General features: G+C 36.3%; 18 protein-coding genes. 15 read left to right on the top strand and 3 right to left on the bottom strand.

The genetic code is table 11. The features are described 5' to 3' along the window. The first annotated feature begins 112 nt into the window (after positions 1 to 112). Complete coding sequence (locus VHP32_12445) at positions 113 to 1,987, top strand: 2-oxoacid:acceptor oxidoreductase subunit alpha (GenBank protein HEX2788699.1); 1,875 nt, start codon at positions 113 to 115, stop codon at positions 1,985 to 1,987. Positions 1,988 to 2,093: 106 nt separating this feature from the next. Further along, a complete protein-coding gene (locus VHP32_12440) occupies positions 2,094 to 3,134 on the top strand; it encodes a 2-oxoacid:ferredoxin oxidoreductase subunit beta (GenBank protein ID HEX2788698.1) in 1,041 nt (346 codons plus the stop codon). 81 nt (positions 3,135 to 3,215) lie between these two features. Here the strand turns inward: VHP32_12440 and VHP32_12435 are convergent, their stop codons facing one another. Beyond that, positions 3,216 to 3,716, bottom strand: coding sequence for a DUF6252 family protein (locus tag VHP32_12435; GenBank protein HEX2788697.1), 501 nt, complete (start codon positions 3,714 to 3,716; stop codon positions 3,216 to 3,218). A 211-nt stretch (positions 3,717 to 3,927) separates the two neighbouring features. Next, positions 3,928 to 7,149 carry a biopolymer transporter Tol gene (locus tag VHP32_12430; protein HEX2788696.1) on the bottom strand — a complete coding sequence of 1,074 codons (3,222 nt, stop codon included), beginning with the start codon at positions 7,147 to 7,149 and terminating at the stop codon, positions 3,928 to 3,930. Between the two features lie 204 nt (positions 7,150 to 7,353). Between VHP32_12430 and VHP32_12425 the strand changes: the two genes are divergently transcribed. The 6 genes from VHP32_12425 (at position 7,354) to VHP32_12400 (ending at position 13,586) form a co-directional block, all read left to right on the top strand. Next, positions 7,354 to 8,613, top strand: coding sequence for a pitrilysin family protein (locus tag VHP32_12425; GenBank protein ID HEX2788695.1), 1,260 nt, complete (start codon positions 7,354 to 7,356; stop codon positions 8,611 to 8,613). A gap of 81 nt (positions 8,614 to 8,694) precedes the next feature. Next, positions 8,695 to 9,897: a pitrilysin family protein gene (locus VHP32_12420; GenBank protein ID HEX2788694.1), complete on the top strand. Its 1,203-nt coding sequence runs from the start codon at positions 8,695 to 8,697 to the stop codon at positions 9,895 to 9,897. 9 nt (positions 9,898 to 9,906) lie between these two features. Further along, entirely contained in the window at positions 9,907 to 11,280 is a 1,374-nt protein-coding gene (locus tag VHP32_12415) for a pitrilysin family protein (GenBank protein HEX2788693.1), read from the top strand. Between the two features lie 91 nt (positions 11,281 to 11,371). Continuing rightward, entirely contained in the window at positions 11,372 to 12,352 is a 981-nt protein-coding gene (locus VHP32_12410; protein ID HEX2788692.1) for a MoxR family ATPase, read from the top strand. Positions 12,353 to 12,418: 66 nt separating this feature from the next. Next, on the top strand, positions 12,419 to 13,144 hold the full coding sequence (locus VHP32_12405; protein ID HEX2788691.1) for a hypothetical protein: 726 nt from the start codon (positions 12,419 to 12,421) through the stop codon (positions 13,142 to 13,144). Then, complete coding sequence (locus tag VHP32_12400; GenBank protein ID HEX2788690.1) at positions 13,125 to 13,586, top strand: hypothetical protein; 462 nt, start codon at positions 13,125 to 13,127, stop codon at positions 13,584 to 13,586. Before VHP32_12405 ends, VHP32_12400 begins: the two co-directional genes overlap by 20 nt. Positions 13,587 to 13,594: 8 nt before the next feature. Here VHP32_12400 and VHP32_12395 read toward each other — a convergent pair whose 3' ends face one another. Beyond that, positions 13,595 to 14,062 carry a hypothetical protein gene (locus VHP32_12395; protein ID HEX2788689.1) on the bottom strand — a complete coding sequence of 156 codons (468 nt, stop codon included), beginning with the start codon at positions 14,060 to 14,062 and terminating at the stop codon, positions 13,595 to 13,597. Between the two features lie 349 nt (positions 14,063 to 14,411). Between VHP32_12395 and rplB the strand changes: the two genes are divergently transcribed. The 7 genes from rplB to rpsQ are packed head-to-tail and all read left to right on the top strand — an operon-like array spanning position 14,412 to position 17,745. Then, positions 14,412 to 15,233: a 50S ribosomal protein L2 gene (rplB, locus tag VHP32_12390; GenBank protein HEX2788688.1), complete on the top strand. Its 822-nt coding sequence runs from the start codon at positions 14,412 to 14,414 to the stop codon at positions 15,231 to 15,233. A 5-nt stretch (positions 15,234 to 15,238) separates the two neighbouring features. Further along, positions 15,239 to 15,520, top strand: coding sequence for a 30S ribosomal protein S19 (gene rpsS / locus VHP32_12385; GenBank protein ID HEX2788687.1), 282 nt, complete (start codon positions 15,239 to 15,241; stop codon positions 15,518 to 15,520). A 6-nt stretch (positions 15,521 to 15,526) separates the two neighbouring features. Next, on the top strand, positions 15,527 to 15,919 hold the full coding sequence (gene rplV, locus VHP32_12380; protein ID HEX2788686.1) for a 50S ribosomal protein L22: 393 nt from the start codon (positions 15,527 to 15,529) through the stop codon (positions 15,917 to 15,919). 9 nt (positions 15,920 to 15,928) lie between these two features. Beyond that, positions 15,929 to 16,570: a 30S ribosomal protein S3 gene (gene rpsC / locus VHP32_12375; GenBank protein HEX2788685.1), complete on the top strand. Its 642-nt coding sequence runs from the start codon at positions 15,929 to 15,931 to the stop codon at positions 16,568 to 16,570. A gap of 59 nt (positions 16,571 to 16,629) precedes the next feature. Beyond that, the gene (gene rplP, locus VHP32_12370; GenBank protein HEX2788684.1) at positions 16,630 to 17,040 is read left to right on the top strand and encodes a 50S ribosomal protein L16; all 411 of its coding nucleotides are present in this window, start codon (positions 16,630 to 16,632) and stop codon (positions 17,038 to 17,040) included. Positions 17,041 to 17,067: 27 nt separating this feature from the next. Then, entirely contained in the window at positions 17,068 to 17,448 is a 381-nt protein-coding gene (rpmC, locus tag VHP32_12365; protein ID HEX2788683.1) for a 50S ribosomal protein L29, read from the top strand. A 6-nt stretch (positions 17,449 to 17,454) separates the two neighbouring features. Then, on the top strand, positions 17,455 to 17,745 hold the full coding sequence (gene rpsQ / locus VHP32_12360) for a 30S ribosomal protein S17 (protein ID HEX2788682.1): 291 nt from the start codon (positions 17,455 to 17,457) through the stop codon (positions 17,743 to 17,745). Positions 17,746 to 17,824 lie beyond the last annotated feature (79 nt).

Here is a 17,824-nt window from a genome sequence, read left to right as displayed (position 1 = left end):
GAACAGTGAAGGATCCCCAAACGAAGGGGGACTCTTCGCTCCGCTCAGAGTGACACGAAGGTTTTAAAATTTTCCATATTAAATAAATATTAATTATAGTATTTTTGTTTATATGAGTAACAACGAAGAAGTCACTTCGGTGACTAATGGCGCAAGCAACGGGCATACACAATCAAAAGAACTTTCCGCAGTAACAATACGCTTTGCAGGTGATTCCGGTGATGGAATGCAGCTCACAGGCAGTCAGTTTACAAATACAACGGCAATTTTCGGAAACGATGTCGGAACGCTTCCTGATTTCCCGGCAGAAATTCGCGCTCCAGTCGGAACGACATACGGAGTGAGCGGTTTTCAGCTTCAGTTTTCCAGCAATGATATTTTTACCCCCGGTGACGAGGTAGATGTTTTGGTTGCAATGAATCCCGCTGCTTTGAAAGTTAACATAAAAGATTTGAAAAAAGGCGGAGTGGTAATTGTTAACTCCGATTCATTTGACAATAAAGGTCTTCAGCTTGCAGGCTACACCGTAAACCCGCTTGAAGATGAAACTTTGGATGATTATGAAGTTCATTCAATACCCATAACTAAAACAACGCTCGAAGTTCTGAAGGAACTTCATCTTTCCCAGAAAGCGGCAGTCAAATGTAAAAACTTTTTTGCATTGGGTTTAATGTACTGGTTGTATGAACGCTCTATGGAAGGAACTCTGAACTGGATAGATTCAAAATTTTCTAAAGACCCTTTAATTGCAGAAGCAAACAAACGCGCTTTAAGAGCAGGATATAACTTCGGGGAAACATCTGAAATATTTTCCGCAAGATATCAGGTGCGGGCGGCTAAGCTTCCTTCAGGGACTTACAGAAGCATAAGCGGGAACGAAGCGCTTGCATTGGGTTTAGTATCAGCTTCAGTCAAAAGCGGACTAAAGCTTTTGCTTGCAACGTATCCTATTACTCCGGCTTCGGATATTCTTCATTACTTATCTAAATATAAAAATTTTGGAATTATAACTTTTCAGGCGGAAGATGAAATTGCAAGCGTTACTGCAGCGATTGGAGCATCTTTTGCAGGGGGGCTTGGTGTTACATCAACAAGCGGTCCGGGTGTTGCATTGAAAACCGAGGCAATTGGTCTTGCAGTAATGACGGAACTTCCGTTATTGATTATAAACGTTCAGCGCGGCGGACCATCGACAGGTCTTCCGACAAAAACCGAACAGGCGGATTTAATGCAGGCAATTTATGGTCGTAACGGCGAATGTCCTGTTGCTGTCATTGCTCCGGCAACTCCTTCGGATTGTTTTTATATGGCTTATGAAGCAGTAAGAATTGCAACACAGTTTATGACTCCGGTTATGTATTTATCGGATGGATTTCTTGCAAATGGCTCCGAGCCGTGGAAAGTTATAACGTCGGATTCACTTCCTGAATTAAAAGTAAATTTCAGAACGGAGACGGAAGGATTTTTCCCGTATCTGCGTGATGAAAACCTTGCTCGTCCATGGGCAGTGCCGGGAACTCCGGGACTTGAACACAGAATCGGGGGACTTGAAAAACAAAACATTACAGGTAATGTGAATTATGACCCCGATAATCACGAAGCGATGGTTAAGATTCGCGCGCAGAAAATAAAAAACATTCAGAACATAATTCCGAAGCTTGAAGTTCATGGTGAACAGGAAGGCGAGTTGCTTGTTCTCGGATGGGGAAGTACTTACGGTCCTATTGTCGCTGCCTGTGAGAACACAAAAGCAAAAGGAAAGAAAGTTTCTTATGCACATTTAAGATATTTAAATCCGATGCCTGCAAACATTGGTGAAGTAGTGAGAAAGTTTAAAAAAGTTTTAATTCCTGAAATGAATTTAGGGCAGTTAAGCAAAATAATAAGAGCAGAGTTTTTAGTCGATGCAATCAGCATGAATAAAGTGCAGGGGCTTCCGTTCAAAGCAAAAGAAATAGAACAAAAAATAACAGAGATTTTAGGTTAGTAGGACAGACATTCCTGTCTGTCCCGACAGGCAAGAATGCCTGTCGTACTAATAAAACGAAACCTGAAGGTTTCGGCTACAGTATAAAAAATAAGAAGTAAAATATATGGCAGACACAACAGAAAATAAACCGGCAATAGAAACAAAAGTTTATACTGCAAAAGATTTTTCATCAGACCAGGACGTAAGATGGTGTCCTGGCTGCGGTGATTACTCAATTCTTGCGCAGGTCCAAAGAACTTTACCTGCTCTCGGCATTACAAAAGAAAAACTCGTATTTGTTGCAGGTATTGGATGTTCGAGCCGTTTTCCATATTATATGAATACCTATGGCTTCCATACAATTCACGGTCGCGCAACAGCAGTCGGAACCGGAATTAAATGCATGAACCCCGATTTATCGGTATGGATTGTCGCTGGTGATGGTGATTTGCTCAGCATTGGCGGTAATCATTTCTTGCATATACTTAGAAGAAACGTTGATGTTAATCTTTTGCTTTTTAATAATAGAATTTACGGTTTAACTAAAGGACAATACTCGCCAACCTCGGAGCTTGGAAAAATTACCAAGTCATCACCTTACGGAACAATCGATGCTCCTCTTAATCCCGTATCACTTGCGCTTGGAGCAAATGGAACTTTCATTGCGCGTTCGATGGACAGAGACCCGAAACATTTGCAGGATATAATTACGAGAGTTGCTAAGCATAAAGGGACTTCCTTCCTCGAAATTTTTCAGAACTGCAACATTTTTAATGACGGAGCATTTTTCCTATATACTGAAAAAGAAACAAAAGCCGACAATGTTTTATATCTTGAACATGGCAAGCCTTTAGTCTTTGGAACGAATAAAGATAAAGGAATAAAGCTTGACGGTTTCACACCTGTAATAATAGACTTAACAGACGGTAAATGGAGCATCAATGATGTTCTTGTTCATGATGAGAAATCACGCGATCTTGCGTTCATATTAAGTTCATTCGCCGAGCATACCGGTTTCCCTGCGCCTGTTGGAGTTTTCTTAGACATTGAAAGACCGACTTACGAACAGGAACTTTATCATCAGATTGAAAGACACATCAGTTCGAAAGGTCAAGGCAATCTCGATGAGATTCTTAGAGGAACTACCACCTGGACGATTAATTAACAATAATTTTGACTATTAATTGAAAAGCCCTGCTGAGAAATCGGCAGGGCTTTTTTATTTTATATATATTAAAAAAATATCTTATGGTTTTGGAACGCTTACAAAATTTCCTTCGGTAATTGTATAATCAACTCCTGTCTGGTCTTTTGCAGTAATAGTAAAATTACCGCTTATAGTCGTAGTAGTTATTTCTGTAAGATTTACAGTGCCTGAAAGCCCTTGTATATTCGTGACACTTCCTCCGTCATTGATAAAATATTGAAAAGTTGCTCTATTACTTGCAGACGATGACGTATCCACATTATATGCTCCTGTTGAATTGCCATATATATCAAGTTCAATATTTTTGTAGTTAGCTCCGCTGCCTTCTTCCCAAGGTATCCTGTTACGTGAAGGTGGTGTTGTCCAGTTAGCATTCATCGTATATTGTGTCCCATTCATTTTGAAACAGAGATTCGAACCGCTGCAAGCCCCTAGTATTGGAGTCAAAGGATTATTCTTATCGCATGCAGCTAACCCGATAAAGCCGGCGAGAATAAAACAAATCAGGAGATAATTTAAAATCTTAATTTTTACTTTCATTTTTATTTCATGTTTTAATTAATAAATGATGTCTCAAAATTACTTTTAAACATAATATCCTGCAATCAGAAATTTTGCTAATTGTGAATGAAATTTAATATCAAAAACTTGACTGGTTCATTAAATATCAGGAAGAAATTTATAAATCAGATAATAAAAAACCCGCTTTGTGAGCGGGCTTTTTATTTAATAAATTCCGGAGAGAGGGTTTTTAGAAATCAAATCCTAATGAAATATAATATTTCGGCTTACTCCATTTATGAAGATTTGTACTCCATGCAACATCAAATTTTAACGGAAAATTCAGGAATATAAGACGTGTTCCAAGCCCTGTACCAATTAATAAATCTTTTGTCTGGAAGCTTCCTGTCGGACCTTTTTCAAAAAATTTTAAAGATTTATCATCACTCCAGGCTGTTCCAACATCGACGAATGCAACACCTTGGATATTCTGAAATCCGATAGGCAGCAATCCCAATACAATATATTTAAATATTGGATATCTAAATTCAAGATTCATCAATGCGTACTTTGAGCCTGACTTAGCATCATAATTATATCCTCTAAGCGGAAGACCTGCTGAAGAGAATGCAAATTCTTCTATGTTGCTGATAGGAACATTTGAGTTCTCAAAAGAGCGGTTAATCCAGTTTGGAGTTCCGCCGATATAAAATCTGACCGGATTCGGTCCGTAACTTGCTCCTCCCGCAAAACGAGCCGCGAAGCTATAATCATCACCCATTTTAAAATATGTTCTGTAATCAAGTGTTCCGGTTACAAAACCAATTCCATTTTCACCAAATTTAGGCGACGCAAATGCGCTTAAATTATATCGTGTTCCTCTTTCGGGTGCATAAGTATAATAACTAAACTCGGTATTATCATGCACAAAACTTACCGAAGGAACTAAAAACGTTTTTTCTGTCAAAGGTTCATTAGAGTTGTCAAGATTCTCTCTTGATATATGGCTTAATCCAAGACTTCCTTCGATTCTTTTGAATCTGCTGAAGGGATAACTTGCCATAACTGTTCCGCCGAAATTTCTGTACCTGTATAATTCATCGCCTCTTCCCAAACCATTGTTGTATAAAACAAATCTCGCAGTATGGAACAGAGCAGCTCCATAGTCAATTCTTTTTGGCAAATAATAATATGCCACTGCATAATCGCTATTCTTCAGGTCAATCACCATTGACGTAATAATATTTATCCTGTGATTTCCAAGCATGTCACTGAGAGATATTTGCGCAACTCCCTGAACACCATAAAAACTTGAATAATCGGCATTTCCATAAACCAAGTCAGGTGAAAACTTTACTTTATATTTATGAATTCTGAATGAACCATCAGGATTCACGTTATTCTCTACATAAAAATTCATATTTGTAGCATAAACGGAATCAACAACCTTATTCTGAGCAATCGTATCTGAATTAGCAAATTTAATTTCAATATCCTGACCATAAAGAGTGGTTGAATCAGTTCCTTTTATTAATTTTAAAGTATCGATAATGAGCTCAGCACTGTCACTTGATTCCATTACCTGATATAAGGTATCTTTTTCTTTTCCGGTTGAATCAACAATTGCAGTAACTTCGGTTTCTTTTCCAAACAATCCTTCCATTACAAATCTTTCTTTCACAAACTCTGTTGGAGGCAATTCACTAATTGGCAATGTTTTGTCAAATGGATTGGACATTGAAAAAATATCATAACCGCCTTTGTTCAAAGAAACAAAGAGCATTCTTTTCCCGTCTTTTGAAACTGTTATCTGGTCAATGGGATTTAAAGAATTTGTAACGGGTCTGTCAACCGAATTTCCCAAGGAATCGGTTTCTCTTAAATATAAATTTGTGATTCCGTTTACATCCGAAACGTATAACATTTTCTTTCCGTCTGCACTGATTTGTGCATCAGTCTGAACTGAATATTCTATATTTGTTTCTCTTGTTACTTCTCTTGTGCTGATATCGATTTTATATATATCCTTGCCGTCATATTCATAGTTTGCCATATTAAAATTAGCAGGGATTTCATTTAAGTTTGTATAACCGTTTCTATCTGAAGTCCAGTAAATAAATCTTCCATCAGGTGACCATGTTGGTTTTTCATCTGAAAAAACATCATTGGTTAAATTAACCGATTTCTTCGTCGCCATATCATAAACATATACGTCAGTTTGTTTAGAAGTCATTCCGATATAAGCAATTTTCCCCCCGGAAGGCGCCCAGCTTAAATTAGCTATTTCAAGACTTTCAATAGGAAGACGTGTTTCGTCGGAGTTTTTTATATCTATTAAATAAACTGCATCTTTACTTTGGGTTTTTGAGCTGATTGCAAGATATTTTCCGTCAGGTGACCATGTAAGACCGGGGGTAAGGATATTTAATTCTTCAAAATCAGTGGAAGTATTTCCTGATAAAACTTTTTCAATTATCTGACCTGTTGAGGTTCTTGCCAGCCAAACATCGAACAACCCGTCTCTGTTTGAAATGAAAGCAAACATCTGACCATCAGGTGAAATTGTCGGAGCAATGTTATAAAATCCTCCATCTTTTTCATGGTCGGTTAATCTCTGCGCGAAGTCTGTAACCTCTTCACGTGTATCTATTTCAGGCCAGTATCTTTTCTTTAAATCTTTATGCCATTTTTCCGATAACTTTTCGGTTCCCATCTTATAGGTTTCCTCGAAGCCGGCTTCGACATCACCCATTGCTTTTATGTTGTTCATCAAATCACCAATCTTATCATTTCCGTAATTATCGGCAAGAAATGCAAAAAAACTTTGTCCTGCTCTGTAAGCAAGATAGCCGTTTGCGTACTCAATAGGAGGCAGATAATTATTTATCACAAGGTCACGTATATACATATCCGTCGCTTTATCCAGACCATACAAACTCTGAACTTCCGCCATTCCCTCACTAAACCAGAGGGGAAATACCAAAGTAATGTTTCTTGAAATAATATTCTGAATAGAGCCTCCATAAAACATGTCATTCATAAATGCGTGAACTAATTCGTGATGGATAACATGCCTGAACTTTTCGTAATCACCTTCAAACGGAACTACAACGCGGTTTTTGAAAAGCTCTGTAACACCGCCGACACCTTCGGGAAGGAATTCATCAACTACGTTATTTTGTTGAAACTCATTATGAGAGTTAAATAATATAATAGGAATTCTGTTTGATATACGGTAATCTAAGTTTGTGCTCAATTGGACTAATGAGCTTTCTGCAACCTGAGCTGTATATTCTGCTATGTAGTTACCACCCTGGTAAAAATAAATATCAAAATGTTTTGACTGAATATATTTCCATTCAAATTCCATGTATTGGACTTTATTTTTGCCGAATTGGGAATATGCGGGTGATTGAGAAATTAAGAGGGTTGAAATTGTTAACAGAAAGATTAATAAGAATTTCGATTTCATTTTTTTAATTTTATACTTACAATTAATTTAACAAGTATTTATTTATCTATAATTATCCTTTCCTTTGACATAAAGAACATATGTTTAGTTTAAAAAATTCTTTAAAACTTTGGTAATTTAACACTTTTAAAACAAAAATACACTGATTTTTTATTAAAATAAAAGTAAATTGTCCATTCTAATATTGCATCCTGATTTTCAATAATGGTAAGAAAAATAGAATTTGACGAACATATTCTGGATAATGGTCTCACTTGCATCCTGCATAAGAACTCCAAGAACCCTCTAATAAATCTAACACTCGGTTATAAGGTTGGTTCCAAAGATGAACTGCCCGGGAAAAAGGGAATTGCTCATTTGTTTGAGCATATGATGTTTCAAGGATCAGAAAATATCTCAAAAACCGAACATTTTACATACATTCAGAAACTCGGAGGCAACTGCAACGCTTTTACAATGCAGGATTTGACCGCATATCATGAAACTTTGCCATCTAATCAAATTGAAACTGCTCTCTGGCTTGAATCCGACAGAATGAACTCTTTAAATATTTCTGAAGATAATCTTTCGAATCAAAAGCAGGTTGTGATTGAAGAAAAAAAGCAAAGATACGATAACTCGCCCTATGGAACTGCGTTATTAAATATATATAAAAATGTTTTTACGGATTCACCTTATGAATCGCCGGTGATTGGTTTCGAAGAAGATATTAATTCTTTTAGTGTTGACGAAGCAATAACCTTTCATAACAAATATTATTCGCCGCAGAACGCAGTGTTGTTTCTGACAGGTGATTTTGATGATGACAAGATTTTAAAAACAATCGACGCGTATTTCGGTAATATAAAGAACAAAGATAATCCCGATGAAGTGGGTAAGTTTTCAAATAGAGAATTAAAAGAATCAAAGAAGATAATAGTGAAAGACAAAATTACATTACCGGGATTGTATATGTGTTATAAGATTCCTGAGTACGGTTCATTTGAGGAGTATACATTAGAATATCTTACAACGATAATATCAAACAGCAGGAGCAGCCGGTTATATAAAAAACTTGTCTATGAAAAAAATATTGTGAAATCCATTTATACGGCAAAAATGATGCTGAAACATTGCGGTGTTTTGTTTTTCAGAAGCATTGTCAATGACCCGAAAGATATGGATTATGTTGAAAAATCAATTTATGAAGAATTAAACTCAATAGCAGAAAATGGTGTTTCAGAAGAAGAGTTTGAGAAAGTTAAAAATGAAATAGAGTTTCAAAACGTGACAAATCTTTTTACATTGAAATCAATTTCACTCAACAATCTGATTAATACTTTATATTTTAATGACCCTGATTTAATTAATACAAAAATAGATAAGTTTCTGGAAGTGAAAATTGATGACATTAAAAAAACAGTTAATGACTGGCTTGTGAAGAAAAATAATTTTGTGATGCATTATCTTCCTGACAAAAAGTAATATTAATTTATATTAATTTAATTGACTCCAAATTTTCCGCAAATAAATTTTAAGCATTTCACACTTCCTAACGGGTTAAAGGTGCTTTTACATCAGGACAAAAAAATTCCGGTTGTGACTGTGCAGACAATGTTCCATGTCGGTTCAAAGGATGAAGCAGAAAACAAATCGGGACTTGCTCATTTGTTCGAGCATCTGATGTTTGAGGGAAGTCCTAACATTCCTGCGGGACAATTCGATATGTTGTTAAATCAGCGGGGCGGTGACAGCAATGCATATACGACATGGGATGTTACCAGCTATCATTTAACTCTACCTTCGCAGGAACTTGAGTTTGCATTATGGCTGGATACGGACAGGTATTATGGATTTAACATAAATGAAACTGAACTTGAGACTCAGAAGAAAGTTGTGCGTGAGGAAAAGAATACTCACATCGATAACTCGCCTTATGGCTCACTTGAAGAAGAGAGCGCAAAAAGATTATTCACTACATCAGGGTACAGACGTCCGATTATCGGATATATGAATGATGTTGATAAATTGACGCTTAAAGATTTAAAAGATTTTTTTGAAACAAACTACTCGGCAAATAATGCGGTGCTTTCAATTTCGGGAGATATTGATTATGATAACGCTACTGAGCTTGTTTATAAATATTATTCGAATTTAAAAAATTCAGATAAGCTGAACAAAAAATCATATTTTGAAAAAGAAATAAACGGTGAAATTCGTGATGTAATTTATGACAATATTCAGCTTCCTGCCGTATTCATAATATATAGAGTGCCGAAGTTTGGAAGCAAGGAGTGGTACTCGTTTAAACTAATTGCAAAAATTCTTGCAGAAGGCGACAGCTCGTTTTTGAACAAAGCATTGGTTTATGATTCTCAGATGCTGAATGAAATTTTTATTCACGCAATGGGTATTGAAGACGTGAGCATATTCTCGATTAACGGATTCCTGGATTTGAGCTCAAATCCGGATGAGGTTATAACTGAAATAGATAAGTATGTTTCAAAGATTAAATCGGGTGATTTTTCAGATGAACATCTTGTAAAAGCAAAAAATAAGATTGAAACCGATTTATACAAAACAAATTATCTGCAAAGAAGCATATCGGATAAGCTATGTTATTATTCGACGGTGCTTGATAACCCAGGTTTGATAAATACGGAAATAAAAAAATATCTGAACGTTACGAAAGATGATATTGTTGAAATGTCAAACAAGTATCTCGATAATTCGAAACGCGTAGTTTTAACTTACCTTCCAAAAGATTAAAATAAATTTATGAATTTTGAAAATATGAACGAGTATCATCTTGACAGGAGCAAGCCGCCGAAACCGGGCATTCCAAAGGATGTAAAGTTTCCGGAATTTTTTGAGACCAAAACTGCAAGCGGCATTACAGTGCTTGTTATTCAGGACAATATGCTGCCCGTTGTAAACGTTCGATTTGTTTTTAAGGCGGGTTCATTTCATGACAGCATTCCCGGCGTATCTGCATTTACCGTTGATATGCTTTCAAAAGGCACATCGAAAATGACTGCAACTGAGATTGCTTCAAAGATTGATTTTTACGGCGCAACATTGTCTTATGGAAGTGACTATGATGTTAATTATGTCAGCATATATACTTTAAAAAAATATTTTGATAATGTATATAATATCACGAGTGATATTATAAATGATGCAATCTTCAGTGATGAAGAAATAGACCGTTTGAGAACACAAAAAATAAATTCAATACTCAGCTTTAAAGATGAAGGCGAGTATCTTGCTTCGAGAGCTTTCAAAAAATTTGTGTATGGAAAAAATACTTATGCAAATCCTGTTGAAGGTGATGAGCATACTCTCAAGCAAATAAACAGAGAATCACTCATAAACTTTAACAAGAACTTTTTTACTTCTGAAAATTTGATAATTGCGTTTGTCGGTGATATTTCTCCTGATGAAGCGTTGAAATATGTTGAGAGATTAGAGCAGGGAAGCCAAACCTCGAACGTGAAACATGAAACAAAAACAGATTCACAGTTGACAATAAACAATTCACGTTCAAAAGTTTTGCTTGTTAATAAACGCGACGCGGTTCAATCATCATTGAAAGTCGGCCGTATATCAAAAAGCAGGAGTGATGTGGACTTCTTTCCGCTCACTATTATGAATAATATTCTCGGAGGTTCATTCACTTCGAGAATAAACTCTAATCTTCGTGAAAGAAATGGATATACATACGGTGCGCGTTCATATTTTGAACTGAAAAAATATTCCGGTGATTTTTCCGTTGAGACCGAAGTCAAAGGTGATATAACTGCTAATGCCGTTAATGAAATAATATTTGAAATAAAACGGATGCGTGATGAGTATGTTAGTGATGCTGAGCTGTCAATTATGAAAAATTACATCACTGGAAATTTTCCGCTTCAGCTTGAAACTCCCGGAGCGATTGCATCACGTGTAATTGCTTTGAAACTGTTCGATTTGGAAGATGATTATTATCAAAAATATATTTCAAACGTAAACGCAGTTACGAAAGAAGACGTGAAAAAAGCCGCTGAGGAATACCTGCATCCCGATAATCTTGTCTTATCCATTGCAGGCAACGTGAAAGAACTTGAAAAACAAATGAAACAATTCGGTGATATTGAAGTAGTAACTATATAACAAAAGGCAAAAGTAAAAAAGCAAAATATTAATATTAAAACTTTGCGACTTAGAGTCTTCGTGGCAAGGAATTGAAAAATAAAATCAACGAATGCAGTCAAACACTTCCGATGTTCAGCTTGTAAAAGAACTCAATTTAAAATATTCAGAGCTTAAAAAAGAAATTGCGAAAGTAATAGTAGGGCAGGAGTCCATTATAGAGCAGATTTTCATTGCCATTCTTTCGCAGGGGCATTGCATGTTAATTGGTGTTCCCGGTCTTGCAAAAACTCTTATCGTAAAAACGCTTTCTGATGTTCTTGATTTGAAGTTCAACCGCATTCAGTTCACACCTGATTTGATGCCGTCTGATATTACAGGTATGGAAATTCTTGAGTCAACCCGCGAAGGTGAAAAAGCATTTAAATTTATTCAAGGACCAATTTTTGCAAACTTACTTCTTGCAGATGAAATAAATAGAACTCCGCCGAAGACACAATCGGCGCTTCTTGAAGCGATGCAGGAACATAAGGTAACTGCCGCGGGAGTTACATATACTCTCGATGAACCTTTCTTTGTTCTTGCAACACAAAACCCGATTGAACACGAAGGAACATATCCGCTTCCCGAAGCACAGCTCGACAGGTTTATGTTTGACATTCGTCTTGACTATCCGACATCCGAACAGGAAATCGAAATCGTTCAGAAGACTACAAGCTCGTATGTCCCGCAGGTTAAACATATTTTCTCAAAGGAAGAGATTATAAAATTTCAACAGCTTGTAAAGAAAGTTCCTGTTGCTGATGATGTGATTAAATACACCGTAAACCAAGTTTCAAAAACCCGTCCGGGAAATCCCGAATCTCTCGATTTCATGAAAAAATATATAAGCTGGGGTGCAGGTCCGAGAGCATCGCAGTACCTAATACTCGGAGCAAAAACAGTTGCCGTTCTCGACGGCAGATACTCACCAAGCATAGACGACGTGAAGAAAGTCTCAAAGCCAGTTCTTCGCCATCGTCTCATCGCAAACTTCAACGCCGAAGCCGACGGAGTGAACGTGCTGGATTTGATAGATAGATTGTTTGCATAAAATTTCTGCATTAAATTTATTGTTGAAAAAAATAAATTTATTTTTCATTTTATGCAAAATTAAATTATGCGTCAAATTTTACCCGGTAAAATTCTTTTAATCGTAATTTCATTTTTCATTTTTTTATTTTCATTTAAAGATACTTCCTCACAATCTCAATTTCTTGATATTGTCTGGTTAAAGAATGGACAGTATATAAAAGGATTGATTATTTCCGGTTCAACGAACGAAAAATTTAAGATTATTGATATATATGGTAGAGAATATTCAATTGAGTGGGCTGAAATAGACCGTATAGAAAAAGATAATTATACTAAAGAAAGATTTTTGGGATATGCGAAAAATTATATTGATTCATCAGCGCTGAATAAACCATATTCACTTATTCTTAAAGGTGGATTTATGCGTGTTATGAATGCAGTTTCCAATAATGTTAATTTTAATATTATAGCTTCATACAGCATAAAAAACTTTTCGATTGGTGTAGGCGGCATGTATTCCAAAATTGAAAAAAATCAAATTTTCCCTATTTATCTAGATGGCAGATATACTTTTAATTATACAGCAATAAAGCCCTTCTTTTTTGTTAACACAGGTTATGGATTAGGTTCAGATGGAAAAAAAGGCGGTATGTTTGCTATGGGTGCAGGTGTCAGATATCAATTGACTACTGTATTTTCAATTCTTACTGACATATCATATTATTATCAGGCAGTTGATTATGAAAGTCAGGGAGTTAAATTTAAAATACGATATGATTGCGCTTTAATAAATGCAGGAATACAATTTTAAAATATTAATCAAAAATTTTATTTTTATCATTTTAGTATCCGCCGGCATTTTTGTATCAATTAACGGTTGTGAAAACCCATTAGAAACGGGTTACTTTGATCCAAGAATTATGATTACAGATGCAAATGGGAATATTTTAGGAGGGGATACAACTGCATGGTGCAAAACAACAAATCCGTCTTATACAATATTTGCTGTTCAGTTTGCATATCCAAATCCAACTAAGGACGGTAAGACACAGATATATGTTATCAATAATCAGGACGTGAGAATGACTCTTTACTTCGAAGATGGAAATATTGCATACAATAGTAATTACGGTTATAACTTTTATACATTCTTAATTGATGGAAGGAAGTTCGATTATAAAAATACCGTTAAGAAGTTGTATATAAAAACAAGCGCAGGACAGGAATGTTCGGGTTATATACAATTTGATTAAATAGTTTTTTACATCTTTATCTTCTTCACCAGCTCGGGTTTGCCGACTTGCGCGGGATTGTCGGGACCTGAACCTTCTTCAATCCACCGCACATAAACTTCCAGTTCACCGTTACCTTGAGTTACCCAATAATCATTTCCACCGCCTGCCCACCATCCGCGGCAAGATACAAGCGCGTTGCTTGGAATTTCATAATCTTTGTAAATTTCTGCCGGTGTTTCCGAGACTAACATATTTTCTTTTATAATAAAATTTTTCTGACCGTTTACAACGAGATAAACTTCAGTTATCGGCGCACCGAACTCCGCTTCGCCAACCTCTTTGAAAACCCACTCCAGTTTTGGAGTTGGCTTTTTTTCGTTAGTCTGTTGTGTTTGTTGAGGTGTATTATTTTGAGTTTGCGTTTGTGAGGAATTATTCTGCTGAGTTTGATTTTGTCCTGAGCTTGAAGTATTGTCGCTCGATGGTTTATTCATATCTGACCCACACGAAAATTTACAAGAACTTATGAGCAAAGACATTACGAAAAGAATGATTAAGTTTCGCATTTTAAAGGGTTTATTTGATGCCTCAAATATAGCTAAAATCAATTTGTTTTTAAACATTTTTTAATAAATAAAAACTTCAATTTTTAAACGAAATTGGTGTCAAATAAAGAAAAAGAAATTCATCGCTTCCTTCAGAATGACACCCTTAATAATCATTTAAAAATTAGATAATATCTTGGCAATAACCCATGATAGATGGTTTGACTTTCGTGGATATTTTGAGTAATTTGATGTTTTGCCAAAAAATGGGACTTTAAATCTCCCTTAAATTACAGCGATGGCTTTACGAAAACTGAAACCGGTAACACCGGCAACGAGATTCTATTCTATATCTTCATTCGAGGAGATTACAAAATCAACTCCGGAGAAATCACTTCTTGCTCCATTAAAAAAATCAGGCGGAAGAAATAATCTTGGTCGTGTAACTTCAAGACACAGAGGCGGAGGTCATAAAAGAAGATACCGCGTTATTGATTTTAAAAGAATCAATGCCGAAGATGCAAAAGTTATTTCAATTGAATATGACCCGAACAGAACTGCAAGAATTGCATTAGTTCAATATCCTGACGGCGCGAAGACATACATCATTGCTCCTGATGGTTTGAAAGTTGGTGAAATTCTTAACTCATCTAACGATGCAGATTTGAAACCGGGCAACACTCTTCAATTGAAAAGCATTCCTGTCGGAACGTTCATTCACAATGTTGAATTGAAACCGGGCAAAGGCGGGCAAATTGTTAGAAGCGCAGGCTCTTCAGCGCAGATAATTGCAAAAGATGAAAAATACTGTCAGGTAAAATTACCTTCAGGTGAAGTAAGATTAATATTAGGTGAATGTAAAGCAACTCTCGGAGTAGTAAGCAATCCAGACCACGAGAATATCAGCATTGGTAAAGCAGGTCGTTCAAGATGGATGGGTAAAAGACCTCACGTAAGAGGTGTTGCGATGAACCCTGTTGACCACCCGATGGGTGGTGGTGAAGGTAAAACTTCAGGCGGCGGACATCCCGTATCACCATGGGGCTTGCCTGCAAAAGGTTATAAGACAAGAAAGAAGAAAAATATTTCAAATAAATTAATCGTTAAAAAGCGTAAATAATATAAATGTCTCGATCTCTTAAAAAAGGACCGCATGTTGATTATAAGCTCGTTGAGAAAGTAGATGTTCTCAATAAGCAAAATCAGAAAAAAGTTATTAAAACCTGGTCGCGTGCCTGCACCATAACTCCCGAATTTATCGGACACACTTTCGCAGTTCATAACGGAAATAAATTTATTCCTGTTTATGTAACCGAAAATATGGTAGGACACAAGCTCGGCGAATTTTCTCATACAAGAACTTTCAGAGCTCACTCAGGCGGAAGAAAAGAAGAAAAGGGAGGATAATAAACAATGGAAGCACGTGCAATTAAAAGATTTGTAAGAAGCTCACCGCGCAAGATGAGATTAATTGTTGACCTCATCAGGAATAAGAATGTAGAAGAAGCTGAAGGAATTTTGAAGTTTTCAAAAAAATATTCAGCGGGAATTGTCTCAAGTGTATTGCTTTCTGCATACTCTAATTTGGTTAACAAGCTTGATACAGGTAAGGTTAGTAAAAATGAGGTGATTGTTAAAGAAGCATTTGTTGACGGCGGACCCGTTTTAAAGAGAATGCTTCCTGCTCCTCAGGGAAGAGCTTTCAGAATAAGAAAAAGAACAGCGCATTTAACTCTTATAGTTGAAAACAACGAACAAGAAACTGTTGCTGTAACTACTACTAATAATAAAACAAAAAATTCATAAGGAGTTTAGTTGGGTCAAAAAACACATCCGGTCGGGTTTAGATTAGGCGTAATTAATACGTGGGATTCTAATTGGTACGACGAAAAATCATTCGCACAGAAGCTTAAGGAAGATTCTTTAATAAGAAACTACTTAAAGAAACGTCTTGAAAAAGCAGGAATTGCTAAAGTTGTTATCGAAAGAACTTTAAAGAAAATTACTTTAACGATTCATACTTCAAGACCGGGGTTTGTTATTGGAAAAAGCGGTAAGGAAATTACACAGCTTGAAAGCGAAATTAAATCCATCACAAACAAGGATGTGAAGATTAACGTTTTTGAAATTAAAAAACCCGAACTAAGCGCTCAGCTTGTTGCGGAAAATATCGGCAACCAGCTTTCTAATAGAGTGTCATTCAGAAGAGCAATGAAGATGGCAATTTCTACTTCGATGAAAATGGGTGCGCAGGGAATTAAAGTGATGTGCAGCGGTCGTTTAGGCGGTGCTGAAATAGCAAGAGCCGAGCAGTATAAAGACGGAAGAATTCCGCTTCAGACATTAAGAGCCGATATTGATTATGCATCGGTTGGTGCACAGACTGTTTATGGAATTATCGGTATAAAAGTTTGGATTTGCAGAGGCGAAAAGCTAACTAAAAATACTTATCAGTAAATAAGAAATTAATATTTAGTAGGACAGACATTCCTGTCTGTCTAAGGAGACTATAGATTATGTTAATGCCCAAAAGGGTAAAATTCAGAAAAGCCCACAGAGGAAACAGAAGAGGAAACGCTCAGAGAGGTTCGATGGTTGATTTCGGAAGCTATGGCTTAAAAGCCCTTGAAGCAGGATGGGTAACCGACAGACAAATCGAAGCAGCAAGAGTGGCTTTGACTCGTCACATGAAAAGAGACGGAAAAGTATGGATAAGAATATTTCCGGATAAGCCCGTAACAAAGAAACCTGCTGAAACCCGTATGGGTAAAGGTAAAGGAGCACCTGAGTACTGGGTAGCAGTGATTTTACCGGGCAGAATTATGTTTGAAGTTGACGGTGTTTCGGAAACAATTGCTTCGGAAGCATTAAAGCTTGCTGCGCATAAACTCGCAATCAAAACAAAGTTTGTAAAAAGAATAGACTAATAGACTAAAAGTTATCAAAGTTTTAAGATGAAAATTTATCAAATAAGAGAATTGTCCACGGAAGATTTAAGAAACGCCATACAGGACAACTATGATGCTCTGGAAAATTTCAGATTTCAGAAAGCCACAAGCCAGCTCGAGAATTACAAATCTCTGATGAACACCAAAAGAGACATTGCAAGAATGCTTACAATATTAAAAGAAAGAGAGCTCGGACTAAACAAAGATTTGGCAACAAAAGAACCGAAACCGAAGCCGAAGAAAGAGAAAACGAAAACTGAGGAAGTAAAAGCTTCATCATCTTCATCAGATGAGGAAAAGCCAAAGAAAACAAGAAAGCCGGCTGCAAAGAAATCAGAAAAGACCGAAACAAAAGCTAAAACAAAAAAAGCGAAATCAGAAAATTAATCATAAATGACTGAAGCAACAACAAATACTAAAGATACTACTGTAAAAAGAAGCCAGAGAAAAACCAGGATAGGAAAAGTTACAAGCAATAAAATGGATAAAACCATTACAGTTGCTTTTGAAATTCGCGTTCAGCATCCTTTGTATAAAAAGTTTTTCAAGAAGACTACAAAGTTTAAAGCTCATGATGAAAAGAACGAATGCGGAATCGGCGACACTGTGAAGATTATGGAAACAAGACCGCTAAGCAAAGATAAAAGATGGCGGCTGGTTGAAATCATAGAAAAAGCTAAATAGATATTTAAAAAGATACTCCTGTATCGGCTTTTTCTGAAAAGTTCGGACAGGTTAGATAAAGCGCAGGTAATCACCTGCT

The sequence above is a fragment of the Ignavibacteria bacterium genome (genome assembly GCA_036262055.1).
GTDB lineage: Bacteria > Bacteroidota > Ignavibacteria > Tepidaquicellales > Tepidaquicellaceae > DATAJP01.
The sequence above is the reverse complement of the archived record's forward strand: the minus strand, read 5'-3'. Positions and strand labels throughout refer to the sequence as shown.